The organism is Vagococcus luciliae (genome assembly GCF_024637875.1).
GTDB classification, from domain to species: Bacteria; Bacillota; Bacilli; order Lactobacillales; family Vagococcaceae; genus Vagococcus; species Vagococcus luciliae.
Genome location: NZ_CP102451.1, coordinates 634,384 through 657,572 on the forward strand (window position 1 = coordinate 634,384; position 23,189 = coordinate 657,572).

Sequence of the window (23,189 nt, forward strand, 5' to 3'; positions counted from 1 at the left end):
AGGAGTGAAGACTATGATTTTTGATACGCATACACATCTAAATGCAGAACAATTTAATGATGATTATAAAGAAGTGATTGAACGAGCAGAACAACTAGGTGTAACTGAAATGGCAGTAGTAGGATTCGATACACCAACGATTGAACGCTCATTGGAATTAAGTGAACAGTATCCATTTATCCATAGTATTATTGGGTGGCACCCAACTGAAGCTGGAAGTTATACAAAAGACATTGAAAAAGGGTTGCAAGAAAAATTAACGAATTCACGTGTTGTCGCACTGGGTGAAATTGGCCTTGACTATTATTGGATGAATGACGATCCCGACGTGCAAGAAAGAGTTTTTCGCCGTCAAATTGCGATTGCTAAAGAGATGAACTTGCCGATTAGTATTCATACAAGAGATGCGATGGAAGATACGTATAAGATTTTAAAATCAGAAGGCATTCAAGATATTGGAGGCATTATGCATAGTTTTGGTGGTGATAGCGAGTGGGCGAAACGTTTTTTAGATTTAGGGATGCATATTTCGTTTAGTGGTGTTGTCACATTTAAGAAAACATTAGAAGTTCAAGAAGCAGCAAAAATTGTCCCAATGGATAAATTATTAGTGGAAACTGATGCACCGTATTTAGCGCCTGTCCCATATCGTGGAAAACGTAATGAACCTGGGTATACACACTATGTGGTTGATAAAATTTCCGAATTAAGAAATTTACCTTATCAAACAGTGGCAAAAAAAACCACAAAAAATGCGCATAGATTGTTTAGGTTAGAAGAAAATGACTAAAGAAAAAATATCAGAAATCGTGGTTGTAGAAGGAAAAGATGATACAAAACGATTGCAGCAAGTGTTGGACGTTGACACGATAGAAACGAATGGTTCGGCGTTAAATAACGAAACGTTGGATAAAATTAAACACGCTCAACGTGTGCGTGGTGTGATTGTGTTTACTGATCCAGATTTTCCTGGTGAAAAAATTCGTAAGCAGATTATGGCTGTCGTCCCTGAGGCCAAACATGCTTTTATTACTAGAGAAAAAGGAGCACCAAAAAAGAAATATGGTAGTTTAGGTGTAGAACATGCCAGTAATGAAGCCATCATACAAGCATTAAAATCTGTTTCTACACCAACGACAGACATATTTGATTCTGAGATAACGATTGAAGATTTAATTCAATTTGGGTTAATAGCCGGAAATGGCTCTAGAGTTAGACGAGAAAAACTTGGTGAGTTACTTAATATCGGCTATACAAATGGAAAACAATTAAAAAAACGATTAAGTATGTTTCAAATAACAAAAGAAAAATTCTTAGAGGCAATGAAAGAGATAATAGAAGGTGAAACGAATGAATGAATACAAAGACATAGCAACACCTAGTCGAACGAAAGAAATACTAAAAAAACATGGGTTCTCATTTAAAAAGAGTTTAGGACAAAATTTTTTAACAGAACCTAATATCTTAAGAAAAATTGCCGAAGCAGGAGACTTGTCAAAAGAAGATGGTGTGATTGAAATTGGTCCAGGTATTGGTGCTTTAACAGAACATTTGGCAAGAAATGCCGGAAAAGTTCTCGCTTTTGAAATTGACCAACGTTTAATCCCAGTTTTAGAAGATACGCTGTCACCTTATGATAATATTACGGTCGTAAATGAAGACATTTTAAAAGCTGATGTTGTGGCAGAAGCCAAAAAAGTATTTGATAAAGAGCAACCCATCAAAGTCGTTGCTAATTTGCCTTACTATATCACCACGCCAATCATGATGCATCTATTAATGTCACCATTAGATATTACCACGATGGTTGTGATGATGCAAAAAGAAGTAGCAGATAGAATGACGGCAAAACCTTCAACGAAGGCTTATGGTTCGTTATCAATTGCTGTCCAATTTTATATGGAAGCAAAACTCGCATTTATTGTGCCAAAAACAGCTTTTGTGCCACAACCCAATGTGGATTCAGCGATTATTAAGTTAGAAAAAAGAGAAACGCCGATTGTTGAGGTTATAGATGAAACATTTTTCTTTGAACTAACTCGTGCATCTTTTACGCAACGGCGTAAAACCTTATGGAATAACTTAACTAGCCATTTTGGAAAAGATGATGTTACGAAACAGTGGTTGGAAAAATCACTAGAAGAAAGTGATATTGATCCTAAACGCCGTGGTGAAACATTAAGTATTTCAGAATTTGGAAAATTATCAAACATGTTAATTACGAATAAAAAATAAAACAATGTTATCTATTGTTCATTGACAAAAGTTTGTGCATTGTTTATCATATAAGTAAATGATAAACGGAGTGAAAATGAAAATGAAAAAAAATTCGGTATTAAATATGACTTATGCTGCCTTTTTGATTGCGCTAGGGATTGTTATTCCTATGGTTATGCCAGTTAGAATCGTGATAGGACCGGCATCTTATACGTTAGCTAGTCACGTGCCTGTGATGTTGGCAATGTTCGTTTCTCCATTAGTTGCTGTACTTGTTGCATTAGGAACAGCATTTGGATTCTTTATGACAGCGCCATTTATTATTGGGATGAGGGCATTATCTCATGTGATTTTTGCTTTCTTTGGTGCATTATATTTACAAAAAAGACCAAGTATTGTTTATTCACCTAAAAAGATGATTATGTTTAATATTGTATTAGGATTAGTCCATGCATTATTTGAAACGTTAATCGTGACATTCTTTTTTATGACAGATGGATTAGGTGAGGCAAGTTATACAATGGGATTTTTCCAATCAGTCATTGTGTTAGTTGGTGTTGGTGGGTTTGTTCATAGTTTAATAGATTTTTCGATTGCTTATATGATTGCTCAAAAAATAGGAACACGTTTTTCTTTTCCAGTTTATCTAGCAGCTAAAAAATAATAGAAGACCAAATTTTCGTTTAACAGAAAATTTGGTCTTTGTTATTATCTAATCACTTGTTCAGTTTGTGTATCAAAAAAGTGAGCTTTGTTTAAATTGAACGCTAGTTCGATAACTTCACCAGGTCGATAAGTTGATCTGGCATCAACTTTTGAGATGAACTCTGTTTCGCCAGTTTTAGTGTAGAGCATCGTTTCAGCACCAAGTAACTCTGATACAACAACTTCAGATTTTACAATACTATTAGGTGATGCTTCTTTTGCTAAAATTTCACTATGAATATCTTCTGGGCGAATACCAAAAATTAATGGTTTGTTAACGTATCCTTGTTCACGTAAAATTTTGAATTTTCCTTCAGGCAACTGAACGTTTAAATCATGACCATCAGTGATATGACCATCTTCTGTTAATTCAACGTTAAATAAGTTCATAGCAGGAGAGCCGATGAATCCAGCGACAAACACATTGTTTGGTGTGTCATATACTTCTTTTGGTGTCCCAATTTGTTGGATAAAACCATCTTTCATAATAACAATGCGATCAGCCATAGTCATCGCTTCAGTTTGGTCATGGGTAACGTAAATAGTGGTTGTTTCCAAACGACGATGAAGTTTCGCGATTTCTGCACGCATTGCCACACGAAGTTTTGCATCTAAGTTTGATAATGGCTCATCCATCAAGAATACTTTCGCATCACGCACAATCGCACGACCTAATGCCACACGTTGTCGTTGTCCGCCTGATAAAGCAGCGGGTTTTCGTTGTAAGTAATCTGTTAAACCAAGAATTTCACCAGCGTTTTCTACACGTTTTCTGATTTCTTCTTTGTCATATTTACGAAGTTTTAAACCAAATGCCATATTATCGTAGACAGTCATATGAGGGTATAACGCATAGTTTTGGAAAACCATTGCGATATCACGGTCTTTTGGTGCAACGTCATTGACTAATTTGTCACCAATCCAAAGTTCACCTTCTGAAATATCTTCAAGACCAGCTACCATACGTAAAGTAGTTGATTTACCACAACCAGAAGGACCAACAAACACGATAAATTCACGGTCTTCAATATGTAAATTAAAATCTGTAACAGAATAATTAGGATTGCCATCATATTTTTTATAAATGTGTTTTAAAGCAATTTCTACCATCGTGTATTTCCTTCTTTCATTTGTTTTATTAAATACAGTATAATGAATTTAGTGATACGCTTACAATGTAAACATGCCTATATTTTTGGGCAATATGACGAAAGGGAGAAAAAAGATGAAAATAGCACTGATAGCACACGATAAAAAGAAAAAAGAAATGGTTGAACTAACCAAAAAATTTGAGCAAGTATTAAGTAGACATGAATTATTTGCCACAGGAACTACAGGACTTAGAATTCAAGAAGCAACGAATTTAAATATTCACCGATTTAAATCAGGGCCTTTAGGAGGAGACCAACAGATAGGAGCACGTGTTTCAGAAGGCGAGATGGATATGATTATTTTTCTAAGAGATCCATTAACAGCCCAACCACATGAACCAGATGTCACAGCGCTGATTCGTCTAAGTGATGTCTATGAAATCCCTCTAGCAACAAATAAAAGTACAGCGATGTTACTTTTCAAAGAATTAGAGAATTTGGCGAAAATTTGACCACAATAGTCTTTATTGTAATTTTTTTCCATTATGATATTATACGATTGTAAAACAAATAACAGAGTAGGAAATATAGCGTCAAGTGCCACTAGGATGGGATGTTGCTTAGTGGACGAAAAGCACAAGTGGAGTGCTTGCGGCCTTATTTCTGCATTCGCTGCATAATGGATGTAGCAACTCTAAATAAAAGGAGATGCTAGGATGAGCAAAAATGATTTTACACCAAAATCAATTGCATTGATGGGAGTATTAATGGGGTTGCAAATCGTGTTAACACGATTTGTTTCAATTCAAACACCGTTTGTTCGTATTAGTTTTACGTTTATTGCGGTTGTGTTGATGTGTATGATGTTCTCGCCACTTGTGGCAGGAATAGGAAATGCCTTAGCTGATTTTATCGGAATTACATTATTTCCAGTAACAGCAGGATTTTTCCCAGGATTTACATTGTCAGCTTTTTTATCAGCCTTTTTATATGGATTATTCTATTATAAAAAAGAAATGACACTAAAACGAATTATTACAGTCAACGTGATTGTGACGGTTGTGGTGAATTTAGGATTGAATACATTTTGGTTGTACTTAATGTATGGACCAGGGATTGTTGCCAATATTCCAAGTCGTATTGTGAGTTCACTTATTTTATTAGTGATTCATGTTGTAGGGACTTATTGGTTAGCAAATGTAAAAGTCATACAAAAGCAATTGGTTAAATTTGCTTCATAAAAAAATCATACAAAAAGCAGAGTGTATATGGACACACTGCTTTTTTTTATGTTATAAAGTATCATAGATAGAAAAAAGGAGGGTATACATGAAAAAATACCAATATATTATATTTGATATAGATAATACGTTGCTCGATTTTAGTCGCTCTGAATACTACGCACTACAAAAAGTATTTGCTACTTATGGTGTTGTTTTTAATGAAAACACATTTAATCAATATAAAGAAATCAATCATGACTTGTGGGAGCAGTTAGAAGATGGTAAAATCAGTAAAGAAGTTGTTTTAAAGGAGCGTTTTAAACGATTCTTTTTAGCAAATAATATTGTTGTTGATGGTGTATTAGTTGATAAACAGTATCGAGGTTTTCTTGAAGAGAGAAATGATGTCATGAATGAGGCCATGAGTTTATTAACTCAACTAAAATCGCAAGGTTATACCATTTTTGCTGGAACAAATGGTGTTGGTCAGACACAACGTAAACGTCTAGCTAGTGCAAATATGACAGATTTATTTGATGGATTATATATTTCCGAGGAAGTTGGATTTGAAAAACCTGATGTTCGTTTTTTTGATTATATTTTTAATGATGCTAGAATAACAGATTTATCAAAAGCTGTGATGATTGGTGATAGTTTATCATCAGATATTGAAGGGGCAAATCGTGTCGGAATTGATTCTATATGGTTTAGTAATGGAGCTGAGACGTCGGATAAAACCTACACAAAAAAAGTAGATAACTTATCAGAAATTTTGGAACTTGTTTGATTCAAAAAAGGGTAACAGTTAGGTATGGGGAATCGTTTGATTGGTATAATAAAAGATTAAAGAGGTGTGCGTTTATGCGTCAACTATTTATGTTAAAAGAAGATTATACTAATGAAAACAAAAGAGAAATCATCACAAGAGATGGGGATAAAATTTATACAATCGAGTGTTTTGATGATAATGGATTAGCTTGTTATAGTGTATATAATAACAAACAAGAAGAAATTGTTCGTGTTGAAAAACATATTGGATCAACTATTCCATGTTTAGATGTTGTAGTTGATGAGCGTATTGTATTTACTGTAGAACAATCCGAGTCAATCTCAAAAATGTCATTTCAAATAACAAGTGATGATTTAGAAGTATACGATGATTGGTGGTCAATGGACTTTGACATCATGTCAGGTTATCGTAAAGTATCAAAAGTTCGTAATCGTTGGACAGGATTAGGCGATGCTTATGAAATCACCGTTTTTGAAAAATCAAGCGAACCAGAAACAATAGGCTTAATGTTGGCACTTGATTCAGTAAAAAAAATTGAAGCAAACATGAAATCTGTGAAATAAATACACATACTCTAGTTTAAGCTCAGAAAGTAGCTAATATCTAGAGTATGTGTTTTTTTTAATGATTAAATTGAGAATGGTACAAACTAGAATAGGCACCATCTTTTTTATTTAATAGCTCATTGTGTGTTCCTGTTTCAATGATTTTTCCTTTATCCATGACAAGGATGATATCTGCTTTTTTTATCGTTGATAATCTATGAGCAATGATAAAACTTGTTTTACCTTGCATCATTTTGTTGAAGGCTGTTTGGATATGTTGTTCAGTCAGTGTATCAATTGAGCTTGTTGCTTCATCTAAGATAAGCATAGGAGGCTGACTAATCATGGTTCTGGCAATAGTAAATAGTTGTTTTTGTCCTTCAGATAGTAAGACGCCAGACTGACCTAGAAGTGTTTGAAATCCATTTGGTAATTGTTCGATAAAGTAATAGATATTTGCTTCTTTACAAGCATGGATGACCTGTTCTTTCGTTGCATTAGGATTACCAAAAATAAGATTCTCCCAAATTGTTCCTTGGAAAAGCCACGTTTCCTGAAGAACCATTCCAAAAGATTGTCGTAATTCATGATTAGACAGACTAGTAATGGGAATGGAATCTATTGTGATTTCCCCTTTATCAAGTGGATAGAAGTTCATTAAGAGATTAACTAATGTGGATTTTCCAGCACCGGTTTTTCCTACAATCGCGACGGTTTGTCCAGGTTTGACTTCTAAATTAAAATCTTCAATTAAAGGATTTTCTGCCTGATAAGAAAAATAAACATGAGAAAAGGTGACATATCCTTTAGGAGAAAAAGTATCAGTTAATGGTCGAGTATTTGTTTTTTCTTCGGTTTCATTAAGTAGATTGTTAATCCGTTTGGTACTAGATACAGCTGTTTGTAGCTGAGTGGCAATACTAGATAGTTCAATCAAGGGTTTAGAGAACTGTCCAGAATAAATGATAAAACTGGACAAAACACCAAATGATAGTGAAAGTGGAAATTGTAAGATAAGGACGCCACTCACAAAACCAATCAACAAATAACCAATATGATCGATAAAACGAGATAAAGGATTGGTTAAGGAAGAGATAAATTGCGCTTTTTGTCCAGTGTATTGAAGAGATTCATTCATTTGTTGAAACTGTTGAATCACTGTTTTTTCATATTCATAAGATTTGATTGTTTTTAATTGATTGAATTGTTCATTAATATAACCAGACATCTCTCCTAGTGTTTGTTGCTGTGTATTGAAATAATGTTGCCCTTTTTTTACAATCACGACATTGACACCAAACATTCCTAACGTAATCAGTAAAACAATGCCAGTCAGCATGACATTTAAAGAAAGCATAATTCCTAGTGCGACAATAATAATTGTTATACTTGGAAATAATTGATTAAATAAAGCAAGCAATGCTTCAGAAATATAATCTAAATCCGTACTAAATCGATTCATCGTATCACCATGAGAGTGTGTATCGAAGTAATTTATAGGGAGTTTATTTAATTTATGATAGGCTTCCTTTCTCACTTGTTTCATTGAAGTGTATGCAATGTATTGACTAATACGTTGTAAAAAGTAAAAACTAAGAGCAGATACACACGTAAGAAGTACAATCATTATGATGTTTCTTGTTAAGTCCATTTTATTTGTTTGACTCATGCTATCAATCGCTTTTCCGATGTACATGGTAACAAAAACACTTGATAGTCCATAAAAGATACTTAATAGAGCGTTCAGCAAAATGGCTTTTTTAAAAGGGTGTAAGTAAGGAGAGAATTTGGTTATCATTTGTTTAAACATTTGTTATTCCTCCTCCTTTGATTGAGATGCGACAATTTGTTGATAGAAAGGTGATTCATCCATAAGTTCTGCATGAGTTCCTTGAGCGACAAGGGTTCCTTGATTTAAAACTAAAAGGTGATCTGATTCTTTAACAGATGAAATACGTTGAGAAATAATAATGATATTTTTAATAAAATCTAAAGAGGCAAGTGTTTGTCGAATAGTCAAATCTGTTTTATAGTCAAGGGCACTTAATGAATCATCCAATATTAAAATAGCAGGACGACTGATTAAAGCACGAGCAATAACTAATCGTTGACGTTGTCCGCCTGAAAAATTTGTACCATTTTCAGCAGTGGGCATGTTCAAATCCTCCACAAACTCTAAGCAGTCAGCCCATTTTAAAGCAGTCCAACACTCTTCTTCAGTAGCATCAGGATATCCCATTGTTAAGTTGCTTTTAATTGTTCCAGAAAAAATGACACTTTTTTGAGAAACATATCGAATAGATTGTCTAATATCACCAGTGGTTAAATCAAGGATATTTTGGTTATCTAATAAAATATGACCTGTTGATGGTAAGTAGAATTTTTGAATTAACTCGACTAAGGTTGTTTTTCCACTTCCAGTTGGACCAACAATCCCTAATTGTTGTCCTTTTTTTAAGTCAAAATGAATATTTTGTAACACATTTTGTGTCGTATCAGGATAGTGAAATGAAACAAGTTGAAAAGATAACGTGTTTTTTGACTCAAAGGATAATGTTTTGTTTAAAGCACTTGTTTGTATTTGTGGCGTTGTGTTTAGCAACTCTTCGACCCGTTTTTTGGCGGAAAAAGCTCGAACAAAAATAGTCACTAAATTCGCGACAACAATCAAGGCAGCTAATAATTGTAGCATGTAGTTAATTAAGGCAACAATATCTCCTGTTTGAAGTTGCCCGACAGATACGTTAATATCTCCAACCCATAAGATTAACGCAATAATCATATTTGTCATAAATAGGGTTAGAGGAGACATAAGAGCGGATAATTTCGTCATATCTAAATAACGATTAGCAAGTTTTTCACTGACATGATGAGATTTTTCTTCCATTAATGATTCATTGCCAAAAGCACGAATAACTTTAACACCTGTTAATTGTTCATTTGTGACAGTATTTAATTCATCAATGGATGATAACACTTGTTGGTATTTTGGCACTGTTTTACTCATCAAAATGTATAGAATAAATGAAAAAATAGGGACTGTTAGTAAAAAAATAAATCCCATTGATGTATTGATGGTAAAGGCCATTACGATAGAGCCGATACTAAGAAATGGTGCACGAATAACTAGACGGATGAGCATGGCTAACGCTAATTGTAATTGATTGACGTCATTAATGGTTCTAGTTAAAAACGTGTCAGGGCCAAATTCATCGATTTCGGTATGAGAAAACTGCGTGACTTTTTTTACAACGGCCAGACGTAATTCCGTTCCAAAACCTTGAGAAGCGATAGAAGCGTAATACTGGCAAATTAAAACACAGGCTAATCCTAATACAGACAAACCTAACATATATAGGGTTGCAGAGTAGATAACTGACATATTTTTTTCTCGAATACCAGAATCAATTAAGTAAGCCATAAATAAAGGTAGCGTTAATTCAAACATCGCTTCCATTAGTTTAAATGCTGGGCCTAAAATAAGTTGCTTTTTATATTTTTTTGCATAAGAAAATACTGACAATGAGGTCACATCCTTTCTTTTAATAGGGTAACATGATTTTAGCGAACAACCTATACCAAAACGATGGATAAGGTGTTCGCTAAAGGTTGTTAGATGTAGGATTGAATTTTTTCTAAGAGATATTCCTCAGAGTTAACTACTTGTCCGTTTAATTTAATTAGTCCAACAGTATAAAGATTGACATACGGAAATTGAGATTCTGCCACGTCTTGTAATGCGGTTATTTTTTGTGGGTTATCAGCACCTTGCTGTCTACTATCAGTGAACAATCCGAGAATAGGAATACCAGCTTGATAAGCGACACCAATCTCAGAAGCGACACCAACATCAATACTGGCACCATCAAGTACGGCAATCATTAGTTGACTGTTTAGCAATGCTTTTGTATCAAAAGTGGCAATCATTTTAGAGTCTGCATAACTTTCTTTATCATTAATTTCCATTTGTTCTTGAGGTAAATACACAGAAACGTCAGGATAAGTTTTTCTAATTTGTTTGACTAAAGACGCATTGTAATGTTTCTCCATATTAGAAAATAAAGGACTTGCAAAATAGATGTTTGTCATAAAATTACTCCTCACTATTACATTTGTATAATAGAATACCTTAATTTGTAATAATTTGTAAAGAGATTGTCATATTAAGTGTGTAGCATTCTTGTATAATTAGTAAGAATAAAAAGGAAACGTTATTAAATGAAAGGTGTTGGCAATTGTTGAATTATAAAACAGCCATAACTGGTTTATTGTGCTTAGTGATGTTAACAAGCATGCCAGTGTCGTTACTTGCGGCAACAAGTGAAAATGAAGTCAAAAAACAAAGCGTTGAGATTAGCCAAAAAATCGATAGTGCGCTTGATAATGTGAATAAAAATTATAAAGCTTTAGAAGAATTAAAATCAGAGGTAGTTAATACTGAAACTAAAATATTATCTACACAACAGCAAATTGAAAAAACAAAACGTAGTATGGATAAACGCAAAGAATTGATCGCTTCTCGTATGAAGACAATCCAAACAAATCAACAAAGTACTACAATGGTTGATACGTTATTAAACGCTAATAGTGTGTCAGATTTTATTAATCGTGCTTATGCAATGTCAGTTTTACAAACAGCTGAAAAATCTAAAATTGATACATTAGAAACAGATACGGAAAAGTTGGAAAAATTAAGAAAAGAATTAGTGATGGACCAACAAATATTATCTGAAAAGCAATCTAAAGTAGAAACAGATAAAGTAGCATTAGAATCACAAGTAAACGATTTGAAAAAAGAACTGGCTGATAATGAAGCAACATTGAAAAAGTTATCGGAAGAACGTGTCATAAAAGAAGCTCAAGCAGCTAAAGAAAAAGAATTGGCTAAAAAAGCACAAGAGGCTAAAAAAACAACCAAAGTAAATACTAATAATTCTTCTTCAATGAATGAGACAGCTACAGCAGAAAATAATAATAAGGCAGAAGTAACTAATTCTACCAACGCAACACCTGTATCCACAGACAAACCAGCGTCAAGTGGTAATGGACGGGTTTTAACTATGCAATCAACAGCTTATTCATATAGTGAAGCTGGGTTAACACCCTACACAGCAACCGGAATTGATTTAAGACAAAACTCTCGTGTTATTGCAGTTGATTCAAGTGTAATTCCATTAAACTCGTTAGTAGAAGTGTCAGGATATGGATTTGCTGTTGCTGGAGACACAGGTGGAGCCATTAAAGGTAATATTATTGATGTTCATTTTAGTACAGTAGCAGAATGTTTACAGTGGGGAAGACGAACAGTCACAGTAACCGTTCAATAAAAAAAGTATCAACCAACGAGTCATTTGTTGGTTGATACTTTTTAGTTTTCAGCACCTTTACTGCTTTTTTCTTCTATGTAATGCATTAGGCCATCATACACAGCTTCACCGATTTTTTGATGGTATTTTTTATTCGTAATATAAGAAGCATCAAAATCGTTATTGATATATCCTAATTCAAGTAAAACAGCGGGTTTCGAATTTTCTCTTAGAACTTGGTAGTCTTGTTTTCCAAAACCTCTGTTATCTAATGGTAAAATATTGGCAATACTATCATTTATTGCTTGGGCTAACATTTTACTGCCATCTTTTCTGTAAAAAGTTGTGGTTCCAGAAGCAGTATTTGGTTGTGCACTAGAATCATAGTGGAAACTAATAAACGCATTTGCTTGACTCGAAGAACTAATTTTTCCAATATCTGTTAGTGAAACAAATTTATCTGTATCATGAGTCATTAAAACATTAAATCCATGAGACTGTAATTCTTTTCTAACAGCTAGTGCTGTCTTTAATGTAACATCTTTTTCAAATGTTGTACCATCTGTTGTTTGAGCACCTGGGTCATCCCCACCATGACCGGGATCTAACATAATGGTAAATTCTGGCATTGGAATACCTGGCTTTTCCTCTTTGCCAGATATTTTTCTAGAAGTAACTTGCCAGGAGTTGAGAAAACCAGTTTTTCCATCTTTTGTTTTTACTTTCATCCAACCGTTTTCGGTTTCAGAGACATAGGTAAGAGAATCGCCATATTTTAATAAGTTACCTTTTTTACTGGAAGTTGAATTATTATTCATTAAAAATGCAGTGGTAGTTGCAATATGGAGAGATTGATTGTCTTTATATTTATTGGGACGATTTTTTTGAATGGTTAAGCAATCATTTGGTACCCAGCCATAATCACCACCACTATAAATCCTTACCCATCCATTTAGCTCAAGGGTTGCATTGACGTACTCATTCTTTTTTAGTGTTTTAATTGTTTGACTATTTTCTGAGTTTTCTTTTTTTAGTTCGATGTTTCGTTTAGATATTAAAGCACTAAGGTTAGTGTATGGTCCACTCGTTCCATCAAATAGTAACCAATCTGGTACCCAGCCAACAGTTTTATCAGATGTCTGTATTTTATACCAGTTGTTTTTTTGATCAGAAATGGTCACTTTGTCTTCTTTATGTACTTGTGTAATGACAGTGGAAAAAGCATCAGGCTTCTCTCTAACGTTTAAAGCGGTTGTTCCCACGGTTGCAATTTGGCTGTTCCCCCGCATGTAATAGAAGCCGATAAAAACAAGGGTAATGACTAAAGTATTAATGATGAACATTTTTATCGTGCGATTTATTGATTTTGTGTTTTTCACATGGTTTACCTCATTGGTTTATTAATAAAGAATATTATAGCAAAAAAATGGAAAGATGAGTAGTGAGTTCTCCTATTGTATCTTGACTTTTTGTACAAATTTTAGTATTTTAAAGTAGAGTATCGATGAAAGAGACGTGCCTTTTTTCCCGACAGAGAGAATGAGTCTGGTGAAATCATTCATAAAAAGGACTGACACTCTGGAGATGGGTAGTAAGATACCCCGCTAACGAGCGTTATATCGTTTAGAGAAAAAAGTTCTTGAACTTTTTAAAAAATAGGTGGTACCACGTGTAAGTAATTATTCGTCCTTGTTATGATATAACAGGGGCTTTTTTTTATGAATGATTGATTTTAAGGAGAGAGATAATATGCAAGAAAGAACAACGTATTGTGGATTAGTATCGGAAAAAGATTTGGGTAAAGAAGTTGTAGTAAAAGGTTGGGTACAAAAACGTCGTGACTTAGGTGGATTAATTTTTATTGATTTAAGAGACAGAGAAGGAATTGTCCAAGTGGTTTTTAATCCAGAAGTATCACAAGAAGCATTAGACATTGCTGATTCATGTCGAAGTGAATATGTGATTGGTGTTAGAGGTAAGGTAGTAGAGAGAACAGGCTCATCTATTAATCCTCGAATGAAGACTGGTAAAGTTGAAATTATCGCCGAAGATATCATTGTATACAATGAAGCGAAGACACCACCATTTGTGATTGAAGATGATCAAACCATTAGTGATGATGTGCGTATGAAATACCGTTATATAGATATTAGACGTCCATCAATGTTAAATAATTTAAAATTAAGACATCATGTTACACGAGTTATTCGTGAATTTTTAAATGACAATGGCTTTTTAGATGTGGAAACACCTTATTTAAATAAATCAACACCTGAAGGAGCAAGAGATTATTTAGTTCCTTCACGTGTTCATCCAGGGCACTTTTATGCTCTACCGCAGTCTCCACAAACTACGAAACAATTATTAATGGGAGCAGGAATTGACCGTTATTATCAAATTGTTCGTTGTTTTAGAGATGAAGATTTACGTGGTGATCGCCAACCAGAATTCACACAAGTGGATATTGAAACAAGTTTCTTAACCGAAGAAGACATTCAAGCGTATACTGAAAATATGTTATCAAAAGTGATGAAAGACGTTATGGGAATTGATATTCCATTACCATTTCCACGTATGAATTATGATGATGCGATGGCTCGATTTGGTAGTGATAAACCTGATACACGTTTTGCTATGGAATTAATTGACATGAAAGATACTGTCAAAGACATTGAATTTAAAGTGTTCCAAAATGCATTGAACGCAGGTGGTGCTGTCAAAGCACTAAATGCTAAACAAGCTGCAAGTAAGTATTCACGTAAAGACTTAGATAAACTAGGAGAATGGTTATCCCAATTTGGTGCTAAAGGTTTAGCATGGGTCAAAGTAGAAGAAGATGGTCTAAAAGGACCAATCGCGAAGTTTTTAGTAGACTCAAGTGAAAAAATTATTGATGCGACAGAGGCAAAAGTAGGAGATTTGTTATTATTCTGCGCCGATACTGAATCAGTTGTCGCAGCATCACTAGGTGCTTTAAGAAATCGTTTAGGAAAAGAGTTAGACTTAATAGATCCAGATAAATTTAATTTCTTATGGGTTGTTGATTGGCCATTATTTGAATACTCAGAAGAAGAAGATCGCTTTGTTGCGGCACACCATCCATTTACAATGCCAAAAGAAAGTGATATTGAGTTATTAGAAACATCACCTGAGAAGGTTTATGCGAAAGCATATGATGTGGTACTGAACGGTTATGAGCTTGGTGGAGGTTCTTTAAGAATCTACCAACGTGATTTACAAGAGAAAATGTTTAAAGCGTTAGGCTTTACGAAAGAATCCGCTGAATCGCAATTTGGATTCCTACTAGATGCCCTTGACTATGGGTTCCCACCACATGGGGGAATTGCTTTAGGGTTAGATCGTTTAGTTATGTTGCTTGCTAAAAAAGATAATATTCGTGAGGTAATCGCTTTTCCTAAAAACAGTAAAGCAGCTGATTTGATGACATCTGCACCAAGTATGGCTTCAACAGAACAACTAGCTGAGTTATCATTAAACGTTGAAATAGATGAGTAAAATTATGCCACTTAATTAGTCAATAAATCGAGGAGAGGCGCAATCAGTGGAAAGATTAAAAACGTGTAAAGAATATATGAGCGACAATGGGTATATGGAAAAAGTTTCTATGGCTGTTGTTAATGGTATTTTACAAGCAATTGCACTAAATTTATTTTGGAGACCTGGGCATATTTATGCCAGTGGTATTACAGGTTTAGGGCAGATTATTGTCACGTTAGCCGAAAAGGTATCAGGTATTGAATTACCTATGGGTGTTGTATTGTATTGCTTAAATATTCCGCTGTTTATATTAGCGTGGATAATGTTGAGTAGAAAATTTACTATTTTTACGATGATTTCTGTATTTATGACAGCTTTTTTTGTACAGGTTATTCCCATCACAGTGTTATCGACCGATCCTATTATTTGTGCCATTTTTGGTGGGGGAATATGTGGCTTGGGAGTGGGGTTAGCGCTTCGTAGTGGCTTATCTTCGGGAGGATTAGATATTGTCAGTATGACAATTAGAAAACTAACTGGTCGAAATGTTGGATCATTAAATATCGTTTTTAATGCCTGTATTATTTTAACATCAGGTTATTTGTTTGGGTGGCCATATTCATTTTACAGTGCTTTTTCTATTTTCGTGAATGGTAAAGTGGTAGATATGGTATTTACTAAGCAAAAAAAAATGCAAGTTATGATTATCACAAGTAAGCCACAAGCTGTCGTAGATGAATTACAATCTAGGATACGTCGAGGTATTACTATTTTAAATGATGCAGAAGGAGCGTTTTCTCATCATGAACAAAAAGTATTACTAACTGTATTGACGCGTGATCAAATCCCTATGCTACAACATGCAATGCAGGAGGCAGATCCAAAAGCCTTTGTCAGTATATCAGAGAATGTAACTATTATGGGGAATTTCTATGAAACGATTGATTAGTTAAGAACTAAAATAAATTCTTTCCTTTTAGGTCATTAGAAAATGAGAGAGTAGTTATATTAATACTTAAATCCCCTATTTTTACAAAAAAAGATTAGAAGGTTGATACTAAAGACGTTTTTGTATTAAAACGTTTGTGAAATTCAAAAAGATATCTTTAAATTATTAGATTAGTAGTATATAATGAGTTTAATGTCATTTAATTTTAATTTTAAATTAATTTAATTGCTATTAAAACTATTGCTTAATCATTTGTTTTCTAATATAATTATAAGATATCTTAATAGTTTTCATCTGTTAAGCATATAGATATTATTAAAAATGAAGAGTTATATGTATAAATAAAATCAGTACGGGAATAATATAAGAAAGGAGAATTCTATTGTTTGTTGACAACAAATTATTAGACGTGAGAAATTTACATACGGGATTTCGAATCAAAGACAATTTTTATGATGCAGTAGATGACGTGTCAATTACATTAGACAAAAATGAAATTTTAGCAATTGTTGGAGAATCTGGTTGTGGGAAAAGTACATTAGCTATGACCATAATGGGATTACAAGATCCAAAAAATACTAGAATTACTGGGGATATCGTCTACAACGATTTAAATCTTGTAGGTCTATCCGAAACGCTTTATAACAAGATTAGAGGAAATGATATCGGGATGATTTTCCAAGATCCATTGTCAGCGTTAAATCCATTGATGCGTATAGGAGATCAAATTGCAGAAGCGTTGTTTTATCATACAGATTTAGATGAAAAACAACGGACTGAACGTGCGATTGAGTTATTAAACCAAGTAGGGATTGTCAATCCTGAACGTGTGGCAAAACAATATCCGCATGAATTGTCCGGTGGAATGAGACAACGTGTTATCATCGCTATCGCTATTTCTTGTAAACCACCAATTATTATTGCCGATGAGCCTACTACTGCGCTTGATGTAACAATTCAAGCACAAATTTTAGACTTATTAGGAGATTTACAAGAGGAAACAGAAGCCGGCATTATTTTGATTACTCACGATTTAGGCGTAGTAGCTGAGACAGCAGATAGAGTCGCTGTTATGTACGGTGGTCAAATTGTAGAAGAAGCACCTGTTGATGTTTTATTCTCTAATCCACAACATCCTTATACACGCTCGTTACTGAACTCAATTCCACAAGAAGACGCACATGACTCTGAATTACATGTTATCGAGGGAGTGGTTCCTTCATTAAAAAATATGCCACGTACAGGTTGTCGATTCGCTGCTCGTATTCCTTGGATACCAGAAGATGAGCACGAGGAACAACCAACGTTGCATGAAGTTGAACCAGGTCATTTCGTTCGATGCACATGTTACAAACATTTCCACTTTAGAGAAGAAGGTGACGCATAATGGGACTAATAGAAATAAAAGATTTAAAAGTGCATTACCCAATTCGTGGAGGCTTTTTAAATAAAGTTGTTGATTATGTTTATGCTGTTGATGGTGTTGACTTTGAAATTGAAGCAGGAAAAACATACGGTTTAGTTGGAGAGTCTGGTTCAGGTAAATCAACAATTGGTAAAACAATTGTGGGTCTTGAAAAAGCAACAGCCGGAGAAATTTTATTTGAAAACACAAATGTTATTTCAAAAAGAGCAAGAAAATCAATTGGCTACAATAAAGATGTGCAAATGATTTTCCAAGATTCAATGTCAAGTTTGAATCCGAAAAAACGTGTGTTAGACATTATTGCCGAACCAATTCGAAACTTTGAGAACCTATCAGTTCAAGAAGAAAAGAAACGTGTTCAAAACTTGTTAGATATTGTCGGTATGCCAACAGATGCCCTATACAAGTATCCACATGAGTTCTCTGGTGGTCAAAGACAACGTTTAGGTGTGGCACGTGCTGTTGCAACAAATCCTAAATTAATCATTGCTGATGAGCCAGTATCAGCTCTTGACTTATCAGTTCAAGCACAGGTACTTAACTTCATGAAACGTATTCAGGAAGAATATAATTTGAGTTATTTATTTATCTCTCACGATTTAGGTGTGGTAAAACACATGTGTGACAATATTGCGATTATGAATCATGGTCGTTTTGTTGAAATCGGAACGCGTGAAGATATTTATAATAATCCACAACATATTTATACAAAACGCTTACTGTCTGCCATTCCTAAGATTGATGTAGAAAATCGTGAAAAGCATAAACAAGAGCGTCGAAAAGTGGAACAAGATTTCCAAGACTTATACAGCCAGTACTATGATGAAAATGGTCGTGTGTATGACTTGAAAACTATCAGCCCAACTCATCAGGCAGCAGTTAAAACAACTGAAGGAGGGGGACAATAGTATGTGGAAAACGATATTAAGACGTGTATTACTAATGATTCCACAAATATTTGTGTTGAGTCTGTTTATTTTTATCATCGCTAAAGCAATGCCCGGTGACCCATTTACTGGATTAATTAATCCTAATATGGACCCTGCGACCATCGATCGAATGCGTGAAGCTGCGGGATTGAACAATCCTTGGTACGTACAGTACTTTGATTGGATAACGAATGCTTTTAAAGGTGATTTTGGGCAAAGTTTCTTATATAAACTACCTGTAAGTGATATTATTGGTGCTCGTGTTGGGAATACCATTTACTTGTCATTATTAACAGTTATTATTACATATGCAATTGCCTTACCTTTGGGATTATTCTCAGGTCGTTATCAAAACTCTTGGTTTGATAAAGCAGTTGTCGTTTATAACTTTGTCAGCTTTGCTGTTCCAATCTTTATTTTTGCGTTACTTATGTTGTTTGTTTTTGGTTACCGTTTAGAATGGTTTCCAACAACAGGATCAGTAGCAACAGGATTAGAAAAAGGAAGTATGGCTTATATGATGAGTCGCTTGTATCACATGATTTTACCAGCGATTACACAAGCGTTACTTGCGACAGCTGTAACGATTCAATACTTACGTAATGAAGTCATTGATGCAAAACAGCTAGATTTTGTTCGTACAGCAAGAGCAAAAGGTGTACCGACTAATAAAGTCTTTACACATCATATTTTTAGAAATGCCTCTTTACCAATAGCAGCCCAATTAAGTTATGAAATTACTGCCTTAATTAGTGGGTCAGTTGTTATTGAACAAACCTTTGCTTATCCAGGTATTGGTAAATTGTTTATTGATGCAATCAATGGACGTGACTACTCAGTGATTACAGCCATAGTATTAATACTAGGTATTGTCACAATTATCGGGAATCTAATTTCAGATATTGTCATGAGTATCGTCGATCCTCGTATTCGTATTCAGTAACAAACCAATAGTTAAGAAAGGAGACTCGCTATGAGTAAAGAAAAAAAAGAAGCAACTGTAGAAGCTGTTAGTGTTCCACCAACAGGTTTTAAAATGATTGCTCGAGAATTTAAAAAAGATAAATTAGCATTATTTTCATTAGCGTTATTAGTTATTATCTTTGCAGTTATTTTTATCGGAGCACTTGTTTTAGATAAAGATGCTGTAATGAAAGTAAGTATCTTAGATAAATACGCTGCTCCGGGTGATGGCTACCTATTAGGTGCTGACGAAGGTGGGCGTGATGTTTTTGGACAATTGATCATTGGTGCTCGTAACTCTGTTGTTATTGGGTTTTCAATTACTATTTTGACATCAATTATTGGTGTGGGATTAGGGATTATTGCAGGGTACTATGGTGGTATGGTAGATAGTATCATTATGCGAATTGTTGATTTTATCATGATTTTACCAATTATGATGATTATCATTGTGTTTGTTACAATTGTTCCAAGCTATAATGTATTTTCTTTTATTATGATTATGAGTTCATTCTATTGGGTCGCAAAAGCGCGTCTCTTTAGAGGAAAGACATTATCTGAAGTACGTCGTGATTACATCAGTGCATCAAAAACACTTGGGACAAGTGATTTCAAGATAATGTTTGGTGAATTGATGCCAAACTTAAGCTCATTAATTATTACAAATTTGACAATGAACTTTGCAGGCAACATCGGGATTGAAACAACGTTGTCATACTTAGGATTTGGATTACCACAATCAACACCTAGTTTAGGAACATTGATTGGGTATGCGTCAAATGGTGTCGTTTTATCAGATATGACTTGGGTATGGGCGCCAGCGTCTGTATTAATTCTTGTCATGATGTTATGTATCAACTACGTTGGTCAAGCATTGAAGCGTTCAGCGGATGCACGTCAACGTTTAGGATAAAAAATCTAAGGGGGATGAAGGAATGAAGTACAAAAAATTATTTAGCGTCGTAGCACTTGGTGCTGCAGTAACAGTCGGGTTATCAGCTTGTGGTGGAGGAAAATCTGACAAAAAATCAAATGGTGGGAAAACAGAAAAAACAGAAGATGTATCAAAATTCCCAGTGAAAACTTCTAATGAAGAAAAAGCCAAAGAAGGTGGAACGTTAGAAGCAGCAGTTGTTATGGATACACAGTTTAAAGGAATGTTCTCTGAAACTTTCTCTGAAGACAACTATGATGTTCAATTTATGCAACCATCTCATGAATCATTATTTACAAGTAATGGTAACTTTGAAACAACTGATGACGGTGTAGCGAAAAAAGATATCGATGTTGATGGTAAGAAAATTACAATCACAATTATTAAAGATGCAAAATGGTCAGATGGTAAACCGTTAGTAGCAGATGATATTATCCAACCATACTTAATCATCGGTAACAAAGATTATTCTGGTGTACGTTATGGTGAAGATTTCCAAAACATCGTAGGTATGGATGATTATCATGATGGAAAGGCTGATTCTATCTCAGGAATTAAAAAAGTAGATGACAAAACTGTCGAAATTTCTTATAAAGAAATGAATCCAGGTATGAAACAAACAAGTGAAACTGTTTGGACTAATGCAATGCCTGCTCATATCTTTAAAGATATTCCAGTAAAAGGGATGGAATCAAGTGATGCCGTACGTAAAAATATTGTAACGTTTGGACCATACAAAATGGAAAAAATTAACACAGGGGAATCTGTAGAATATACTCCAAATGAGTACTACTACGGAGAAAAACCAAAATTAAGTAAAATTATAATGCGAGTCGCACCATCAAGTTCAATTGTAGAATCATTGAAAGCTAAAAAATATGACATGGTATTCAGTATGCCAACTGATAACTATCCAAATTATAAAGATATAGAAGGATATGAAATCTTAGGTCGTCAAGATTTAGCTTATACTTATATTGGATTCAAATTAGGTAAATGGGATGATGCAAAAGGGGAAGCTGTATACAATCCAGATTCTAAAATGGCAAATAAATCATTACGTCAAGCAATGGGATATGCAATTGATAACGAAGCTGTAGCAAATAAATTCTACAATGGCTTACGTCAACCTGCTAATGCTATTGTTCCACCAATCTTTGATGAGTTTAGTGATAAGAGCTTAGTTGGATTCTCAAAACAAGATAAAGACAAAGCAAACAAATTATTAGACGAAGCTGGATACAAGAAAAAAGATGGCGAAGAATTCCGTCGTGATCCAAATGGTGAAAAACTAGAAATTAACTTTGCTTCTATGTCAGGTGGCGAAACTGCTCAACCATTAGCTGAATACTACATGGATTGCTGGAAAGAAATTGGTTTAGATGTTAAATTATCAACTGGTCGTTTAATTGAATTCCAATCATTCTACGATAAATTGAAAAACGATTCACCAGATGTTGATGTGTACCAAGCAGCTTGGGGATTAAGTTCAGATCCATCTCAATCAGGATTATACGGACCTAAAGCAGCGTTTAACTACACTCGTTTTGTTAGTGATGAAAACACTAAATTATTAAATGAAATTGATTCTGAAAAATCATTTGATGGTAAATACCGTACAGAGAAATTTAAAGAATGGCAAGCATATGTTGCGGATGAAGCATTTGTTATCCCAACATTATTCAGAGATGCAGTATTACCAGTTAGTGATAAAGTAACTGACTTTGATTGGGCTTATGATACAACAAGTAATCCATGGTCTCACATTGGTGTAACTGATAAAAAATAACGTTTAATGACTATCAATTTGGCTTTTTGACCAAATTGATAGTTTTTGTTTTCTTTCAAACAAAAAAAACGTATAATAAGGGTATCTATGGTTAAAAAGGGAGAGGCACATTCAATGGAACAAACGTTAACACAACTATTAAAAGCAAACTATAACATTATTTTTAAGGATATCACGTTATTGGAACAAGCGTTTACCCATTCATCCTATGTGAATGAGCATCGACACTTTGATTTACAAGATAATGAGCGATTAGAATTTTTAGGAGATGCTGTATTAGAATTAGAAGTATCAGACTATTTATACCGTCATTTTCAAGATTTACCAGAAGGAAAACTAACAAAATTACGTTCAACTATTGTTAGAGAAGACAGTCTAGCAATGTTTGCTAAAGAATGTGGGTTTGATAAGTTTGTCAAACTAGGTAAAGGTGAAGAAAATTCAAATGGTAGAAGCCGTTCATCCTTGTTATGTGATTTATTTGAGGCTTTTTTAGGTGCTCTTTATTTGGATCAAGGAGCAAAAAAAGCAAAAGAATTTATCTATCAAGTAGTGGTAGCAAAAATAGAAACTGGTGCTTTTTCACATGAGATGGATCATAAGACAGCCTTACAGGAAGTTTTACAAAAAAATGGTGATATTTTAATTGAATATCATTTAATTGATGAAGAAGGACCAGCACATGCAAGAGTTTTTCATGTTGAAGTGTGTGGTGGAGGAACACCTTTAGGTAAGGGGTCTGGAAAATCCAAAAAAGTGGCAGAACAAAATGCAGCAGAAGCAGCATTAGCTAATATTTTGGCAGAAGAATCCTAGGAAGGGGA

At 34.3% G+C, this 23,189-nt stretch carries 22 protein-coding genes and 1 riboswitch; of the genes, 17 read left to right on the forward strand and 5 right to left on the reverse strand.

Annotated features, from left to right (window positions below):
• The first annotated feature begins 13 nt into the window (after positions 1-13).
• The 4 genes from G314FT_RS03370 to G314FT_RS03385 all read left to right on the forward strand — a co-directional run bounded on the left by G314FT_RS03370 (position 14) and on the right by G314FT_RS03385 (position 2,881).
• Positions 14-790 carry a TatD family hydrolase gene (locus tag G314FT_RS03370; RefSeq protein WP_257702045.1) on the forward strand — a complete coding sequence of 259 codons (777 nt, stop codon included), beginning with the start codon at positions 14-16 and terminating at the stop codon, positions 788-790.
• Positions 783-1,358 carry a ribonuclease M5 gene (rnmV, locus tag G314FT_RS03375; RefSeq protein ID WP_257702046.1) on the forward strand — a complete coding sequence of 192 codons (576 nt, stop codon included), beginning with the start codon at positions 783-785 and terminating at the stop codon, positions 1,356-1,358. Before G314FT_RS03370 ends, rnmV begins: the two co-directional genes overlap by 8 nt.
• Positions 1,351-2,235, forward strand: a complete 885-nt coding sequence (gene rsmA / locus G314FT_RS03380; RefSeq protein WP_257702047.1) for a 16S rRNA (adenine(1518)-N(6)/adenine(1519)-N(6))-dimethyltransferase RsmA — start codon at positions 1,351-1,353, stop codon at positions 2,233-2,235. Before rnmV ends, rsmA begins: the two co-directional genes overlap by 8 nt.
• A gap of 82 nt (positions 2,236-2,317) precedes the next feature.
• The gene (locus G314FT_RS03385) at positions 2,318-2,881 is read left to right on the forward strand and encodes a hypothetical protein (RefSeq protein WP_257702048.1); all 564 of its coding nucleotides are present in this window, start codon (positions 2,318-2,320) and stop codon (positions 2,879-2,881) included.
• Between the two features lie 44 nt (positions 2,882-2,925).
• On the opposite strand, the gene G314FT_RS03390 is transcribed toward G314FT_RS03385, so the two are convergent.
• Complete coding sequence (locus G314FT_RS03390) at positions 2,926-4,032, reverse strand: ABC transporter ATP-binding protein (protein ID WP_257702049.1); 1,107 nt, start codon at positions 4,030-4,032, stop codon at positions 2,926-2,928.
• A gap of 115 nt (positions 4,033-4,147) precedes the next feature.
• Here G314FT_RS03390 and G314FT_RS03395 point away from each other — a divergent pair, with 115 nt between their 5' ends.
• The 4 genes from G314FT_RS03395 (at position 4,148) to G314FT_RS03410 (ending at position 6,589) form a co-directional block, all read left to right on the forward strand.
• Positions 4,148-4,525 (forward strand): methylglyoxal synthase, encoded by a 378-nt coding sequence (locus G314FT_RS03395; protein ID WP_257702050.1) that lies wholly within the window; start codon positions 4,148-4,150, stop codon positions 4,523-4,525.
• 60 nt (positions 4,526-4,585) lie between these two features.
• Positions 4,586-4,690: riboswitch (THF riboswitch) on the forward strand.
• Positions 4,691-4,729: 39 nt separating this feature from the next.
• Positions 4,730-5,254: a folate family ECF transporter S component gene (locus G314FT_RS03400; RefSeq protein ID WP_257702051.1), complete on the forward strand. Its 525-nt coding sequence runs from the start codon at positions 4,730-4,732 to the stop codon at positions 5,252-5,254.
• A gap of 88 nt (positions 5,255-5,342) precedes the next feature.
• The gene (locus G314FT_RS03405) at positions 5,343-6,023 is read left to right on the forward strand and encodes a YjjG family noncanonical pyrimidine nucleotidase (RefSeq protein ID WP_257702052.1); all 681 of its coding nucleotides are present in this window, start codon (positions 5,343-5,345) and stop codon (positions 6,021-6,023) included.
• 74 nt (positions 6,024-6,097) lie between these two features.
• Positions 6,098-6,589, forward strand: a complete 492-nt coding sequence (locus G314FT_RS03410; protein WP_257702053.1) for an LURP-one-related family protein — start codon at positions 6,098-6,100, stop codon at positions 6,587-6,589.
• A 58-nt stretch (positions 6,590-6,647) separates the two neighbouring features.
• Here G314FT_RS03410 and G314FT_RS03415 read toward each other — a convergent pair whose 3' ends face one another.
• From G314FT_RS03415 to G314FT_RS03425, 3 genes are all read right to left on the reverse strand, one after another.
• Positions 6,648-8,381, reverse strand: a complete 1,734-nt coding sequence (locus tag G314FT_RS03415; protein ID WP_257702054.1) for an ABC transporter ATP-binding protein — start codon at positions 8,379-8,381, stop codon at positions 6,648-6,650.
• Between the two features lie 3 nt (positions 8,382-8,384).
• Complete coding sequence (locus tag G314FT_RS03420) at positions 8,385-10,094, reverse strand: ABC transporter ATP-binding protein (RefSeq protein WP_257702055.1); 1,710 nt, start codon at positions 10,092-10,094, stop codon at positions 8,385-8,387.
• A gap of 89 nt (positions 10,095-10,183) precedes the next feature.
• Positions 10,184-10,660, reverse strand: coding sequence for a nucleoside 2-deoxyribosyltransferase (locus G314FT_RS03425; RefSeq protein WP_257702056.1), 477 nt, complete (start codon positions 10,658-10,660; stop codon positions 10,184-10,186).
• A gap of 149 nt (positions 10,661-10,809) precedes the next feature.
• Here G314FT_RS03425 and G314FT_RS03430 point away from each other — a divergent pair, with 149 nt between their 5' ends.
• The gene (locus G314FT_RS03430; protein ID WP_257702057.1) at positions 10,810-11,898 is read left to right on the forward strand and encodes a 3D domain-containing protein; all 1,089 of its coding nucleotides are present in this window, start codon (positions 10,810-10,812) and stop codon (positions 11,896-11,898) included.
• Positions 11,899-11,939: 41 nt separating this feature from the next.
• Here the strand turns inward: G314FT_RS03430 and G314FT_RS03435 are convergent, their stop codons facing one another.
• A complete protein-coding gene (locus G314FT_RS03435) occupies positions 11,940-13,256 on the reverse strand; it encodes an N-acetylmuramoyl-L-alanine amidase (protein ID WP_257702058.1) in 1,317 nt (438 codons plus the stop codon).
• Between the two features lie 370 nt (positions 13,257-13,626).
• On the opposite strand from G314FT_RS03435, the gene aspS reads away from it, so the two are divergent.
• The 8 genes from aspS (at position 13,627) to rnc (ending at position 23,181) form a co-directional block, all read left to right on the forward strand.
• Positions 13,627-15,393 carry an aspartate--tRNA ligase gene (gene aspS / locus G314FT_RS03440; protein ID WP_257702059.1) on the forward strand — a complete coding sequence of 589 codons (1,767 nt, stop codon included), beginning with the start codon at positions 13,627-13,629 and terminating at the stop codon, positions 15,391-15,393.
• A gap of 76 nt (positions 15,394-15,469) precedes the next feature.
• Positions 15,470-16,324 (forward strand): YitT family protein, encoded by an 855-nt coding sequence (locus tag G314FT_RS03445; protein WP_257702493.1) that lies wholly within the window; start codon positions 15,470-15,472, stop codon positions 16,322-16,324.
• Between the two features lie 382 nt (positions 16,325-16,706).
• Positions 16,707-17,711, forward strand: a complete 1,005-nt coding sequence (locus G314FT_RS03450) for an ABC transporter ATP-binding protein (protein ID WP_117973558.1) — start codon at positions 16,707-16,709, stop codon at positions 17,709-17,711.
• Positions 17,708-18,658, forward strand: a complete 951-nt coding sequence (locus G314FT_RS03455; RefSeq protein WP_257702494.1) for an ATP-binding cassette domain-containing protein — start codon at positions 17,708-17,710, stop codon at positions 18,656-18,658. Before G314FT_RS03450 ends, G314FT_RS03455 begins: the two co-directional genes overlap by 4 nt.
• Before the next feature lies 1 nt (position 18,659).
• A complete protein-coding gene (gene opp4B / locus G314FT_RS03460; protein WP_257702060.1) occupies positions 18,660-19,622 on the forward strand; it encodes an oligopeptide ABC transporter permease in 963 nt (320 codons plus the stop codon).
• 30 nt (positions 19,623-19,652) lie between these two features.
• Positions 19,653-20,555 (forward strand): ABC transporter permease, encoded by a 903-nt coding sequence (locus G314FT_RS03465; RefSeq protein WP_257702061.1) that lies wholly within the window; start codon positions 19,653-19,655, stop codon positions 20,553-20,555.
• 22 nt (positions 20,556-20,577) lie between these two features.
• On the forward strand, positions 20,578-22,365 hold the full coding sequence (locus G314FT_RS03470; protein WP_257702062.1) for an oligopeptide ABC transporter substrate-binding protein: 1,788 nt from the start codon (positions 20,578-20,580) through the stop codon (positions 22,363-22,365).
• Between the two features lie 114 nt (positions 22,366-22,479).
• Complete coding sequence (gene rnc, locus G314FT_RS03475) at positions 22,480-23,181, forward strand: ribonuclease III (RefSeq protein ID WP_257702063.1); 702 nt, start codon at positions 22,480-22,482, stop codon at positions 23,179-23,181.
• The last annotated feature ends 8 nt before the right edge of the window (positions 23,182-23,189 follow it).

Coding starts and splice junctions, on each gene's coding strand:
- G314FT_RS03400 (WP_257702051.1), top strand. CDS start 4,730: ATGAGCAAAAATGATTTTACACCAAAATCAATTGCATTGATGGGAGTA.
- G314FT_RS03465 (WP_257702061.1), top strand. CDS start 19,653: ATGAGTAAAGAAAAAAAAGAAGCAACTGTAGAAGCTGTTAGTGTTCCA.
- G314FT_RS03415 (WP_257702054.1), bottom strand. CDS start 8,381: ATGTTTAAACAAATGATAACCAAATTCTCTCCTTACTTACACCCTTTT.
- opp4B (WP_257702060.1), top strand. CDS start 18,660: ATGTGGAAAACGATATTAAGACGTGTATTACTAATGATTCCACAAATA.
- G314FT_RS03405 (WP_257702052.1), top strand. CDS start 5,343: ATGAAAAAATACCAATATATTATATTTGATATAGATAATACGTTGCTC.
- rsmA (WP_257702047.1), top strand. CDS start 1,351: ATGAATGAATACAAAGACATAGCAACACCTAGTCGAACGAAAGAAATA.
- G314FT_RS03370 (WP_257702045.1), top strand. CDS start 14: ATGATTTTTGATACGCATACACATCTAAATGCAGAACAATTTAATGAT.
- G314FT_RS03470 (WP_257702062.1), top strand. CDS start 20,578: ATGAAGTACAAAAAATTATTTAGCGTCGTAGCACTTGGTGCTGCAGTA.
- G314FT_RS03410 (WP_257702053.1), top strand. CDS start 6,098: ATGCGTCAACTATTTATGTTAAAAGAAGATTATACTAATGAAAACAAA.
- G314FT_RS03425 (WP_257702056.1), bottom strand. CDS start 10,660: ATGACAAACATCTATTTTGCAAGTCCTTTATTTTCTAATATGGAGAAA.
- G314FT_RS03390 (WP_257702049.1), bottom strand. CDS start 4,032: ATGGTAGAAATTGCTTTAAAACACATTTATAAAAAATATGATGGCAAT.
- aspS (WP_257702059.1), top strand. CDS start 13,627: ATGCAAGAAAGAACAACGTATTGTGGATTAGTATCGGAAAAAGATTTG.
- rnmV (WP_257702046.1), top strand. CDS start 783: ATGACTAAAGAAAAAATATCAGAAATCGTGGTTGTAGAAGGAAAAGAT.
- G314FT_RS03395 (WP_257702050.1), top strand. CDS start 4,148: ATGAAAATAGCACTGATAGCACACGATAAAAAGAAAAAAGAAATGGTT.
- rnc (WP_257702063.1), top strand. CDS start 22,480: ATGGAACAAACGTTAACACAACTATTAAAAGCAAACTATAACATTATT.
- G314FT_RS03445 (WP_257702493.1), top strand. CDS start 15,470: ATGAGCGACAATGGGTATATGGAAAAAGTTTCTATGGCTGTTGTTAAT.
- G314FT_RS03385 (WP_257702048.1), top strand. CDS start 2,318: ATGAAAAAAAATTCGGTATTAAATATGACTTATGCTGCCTTTTTGATT.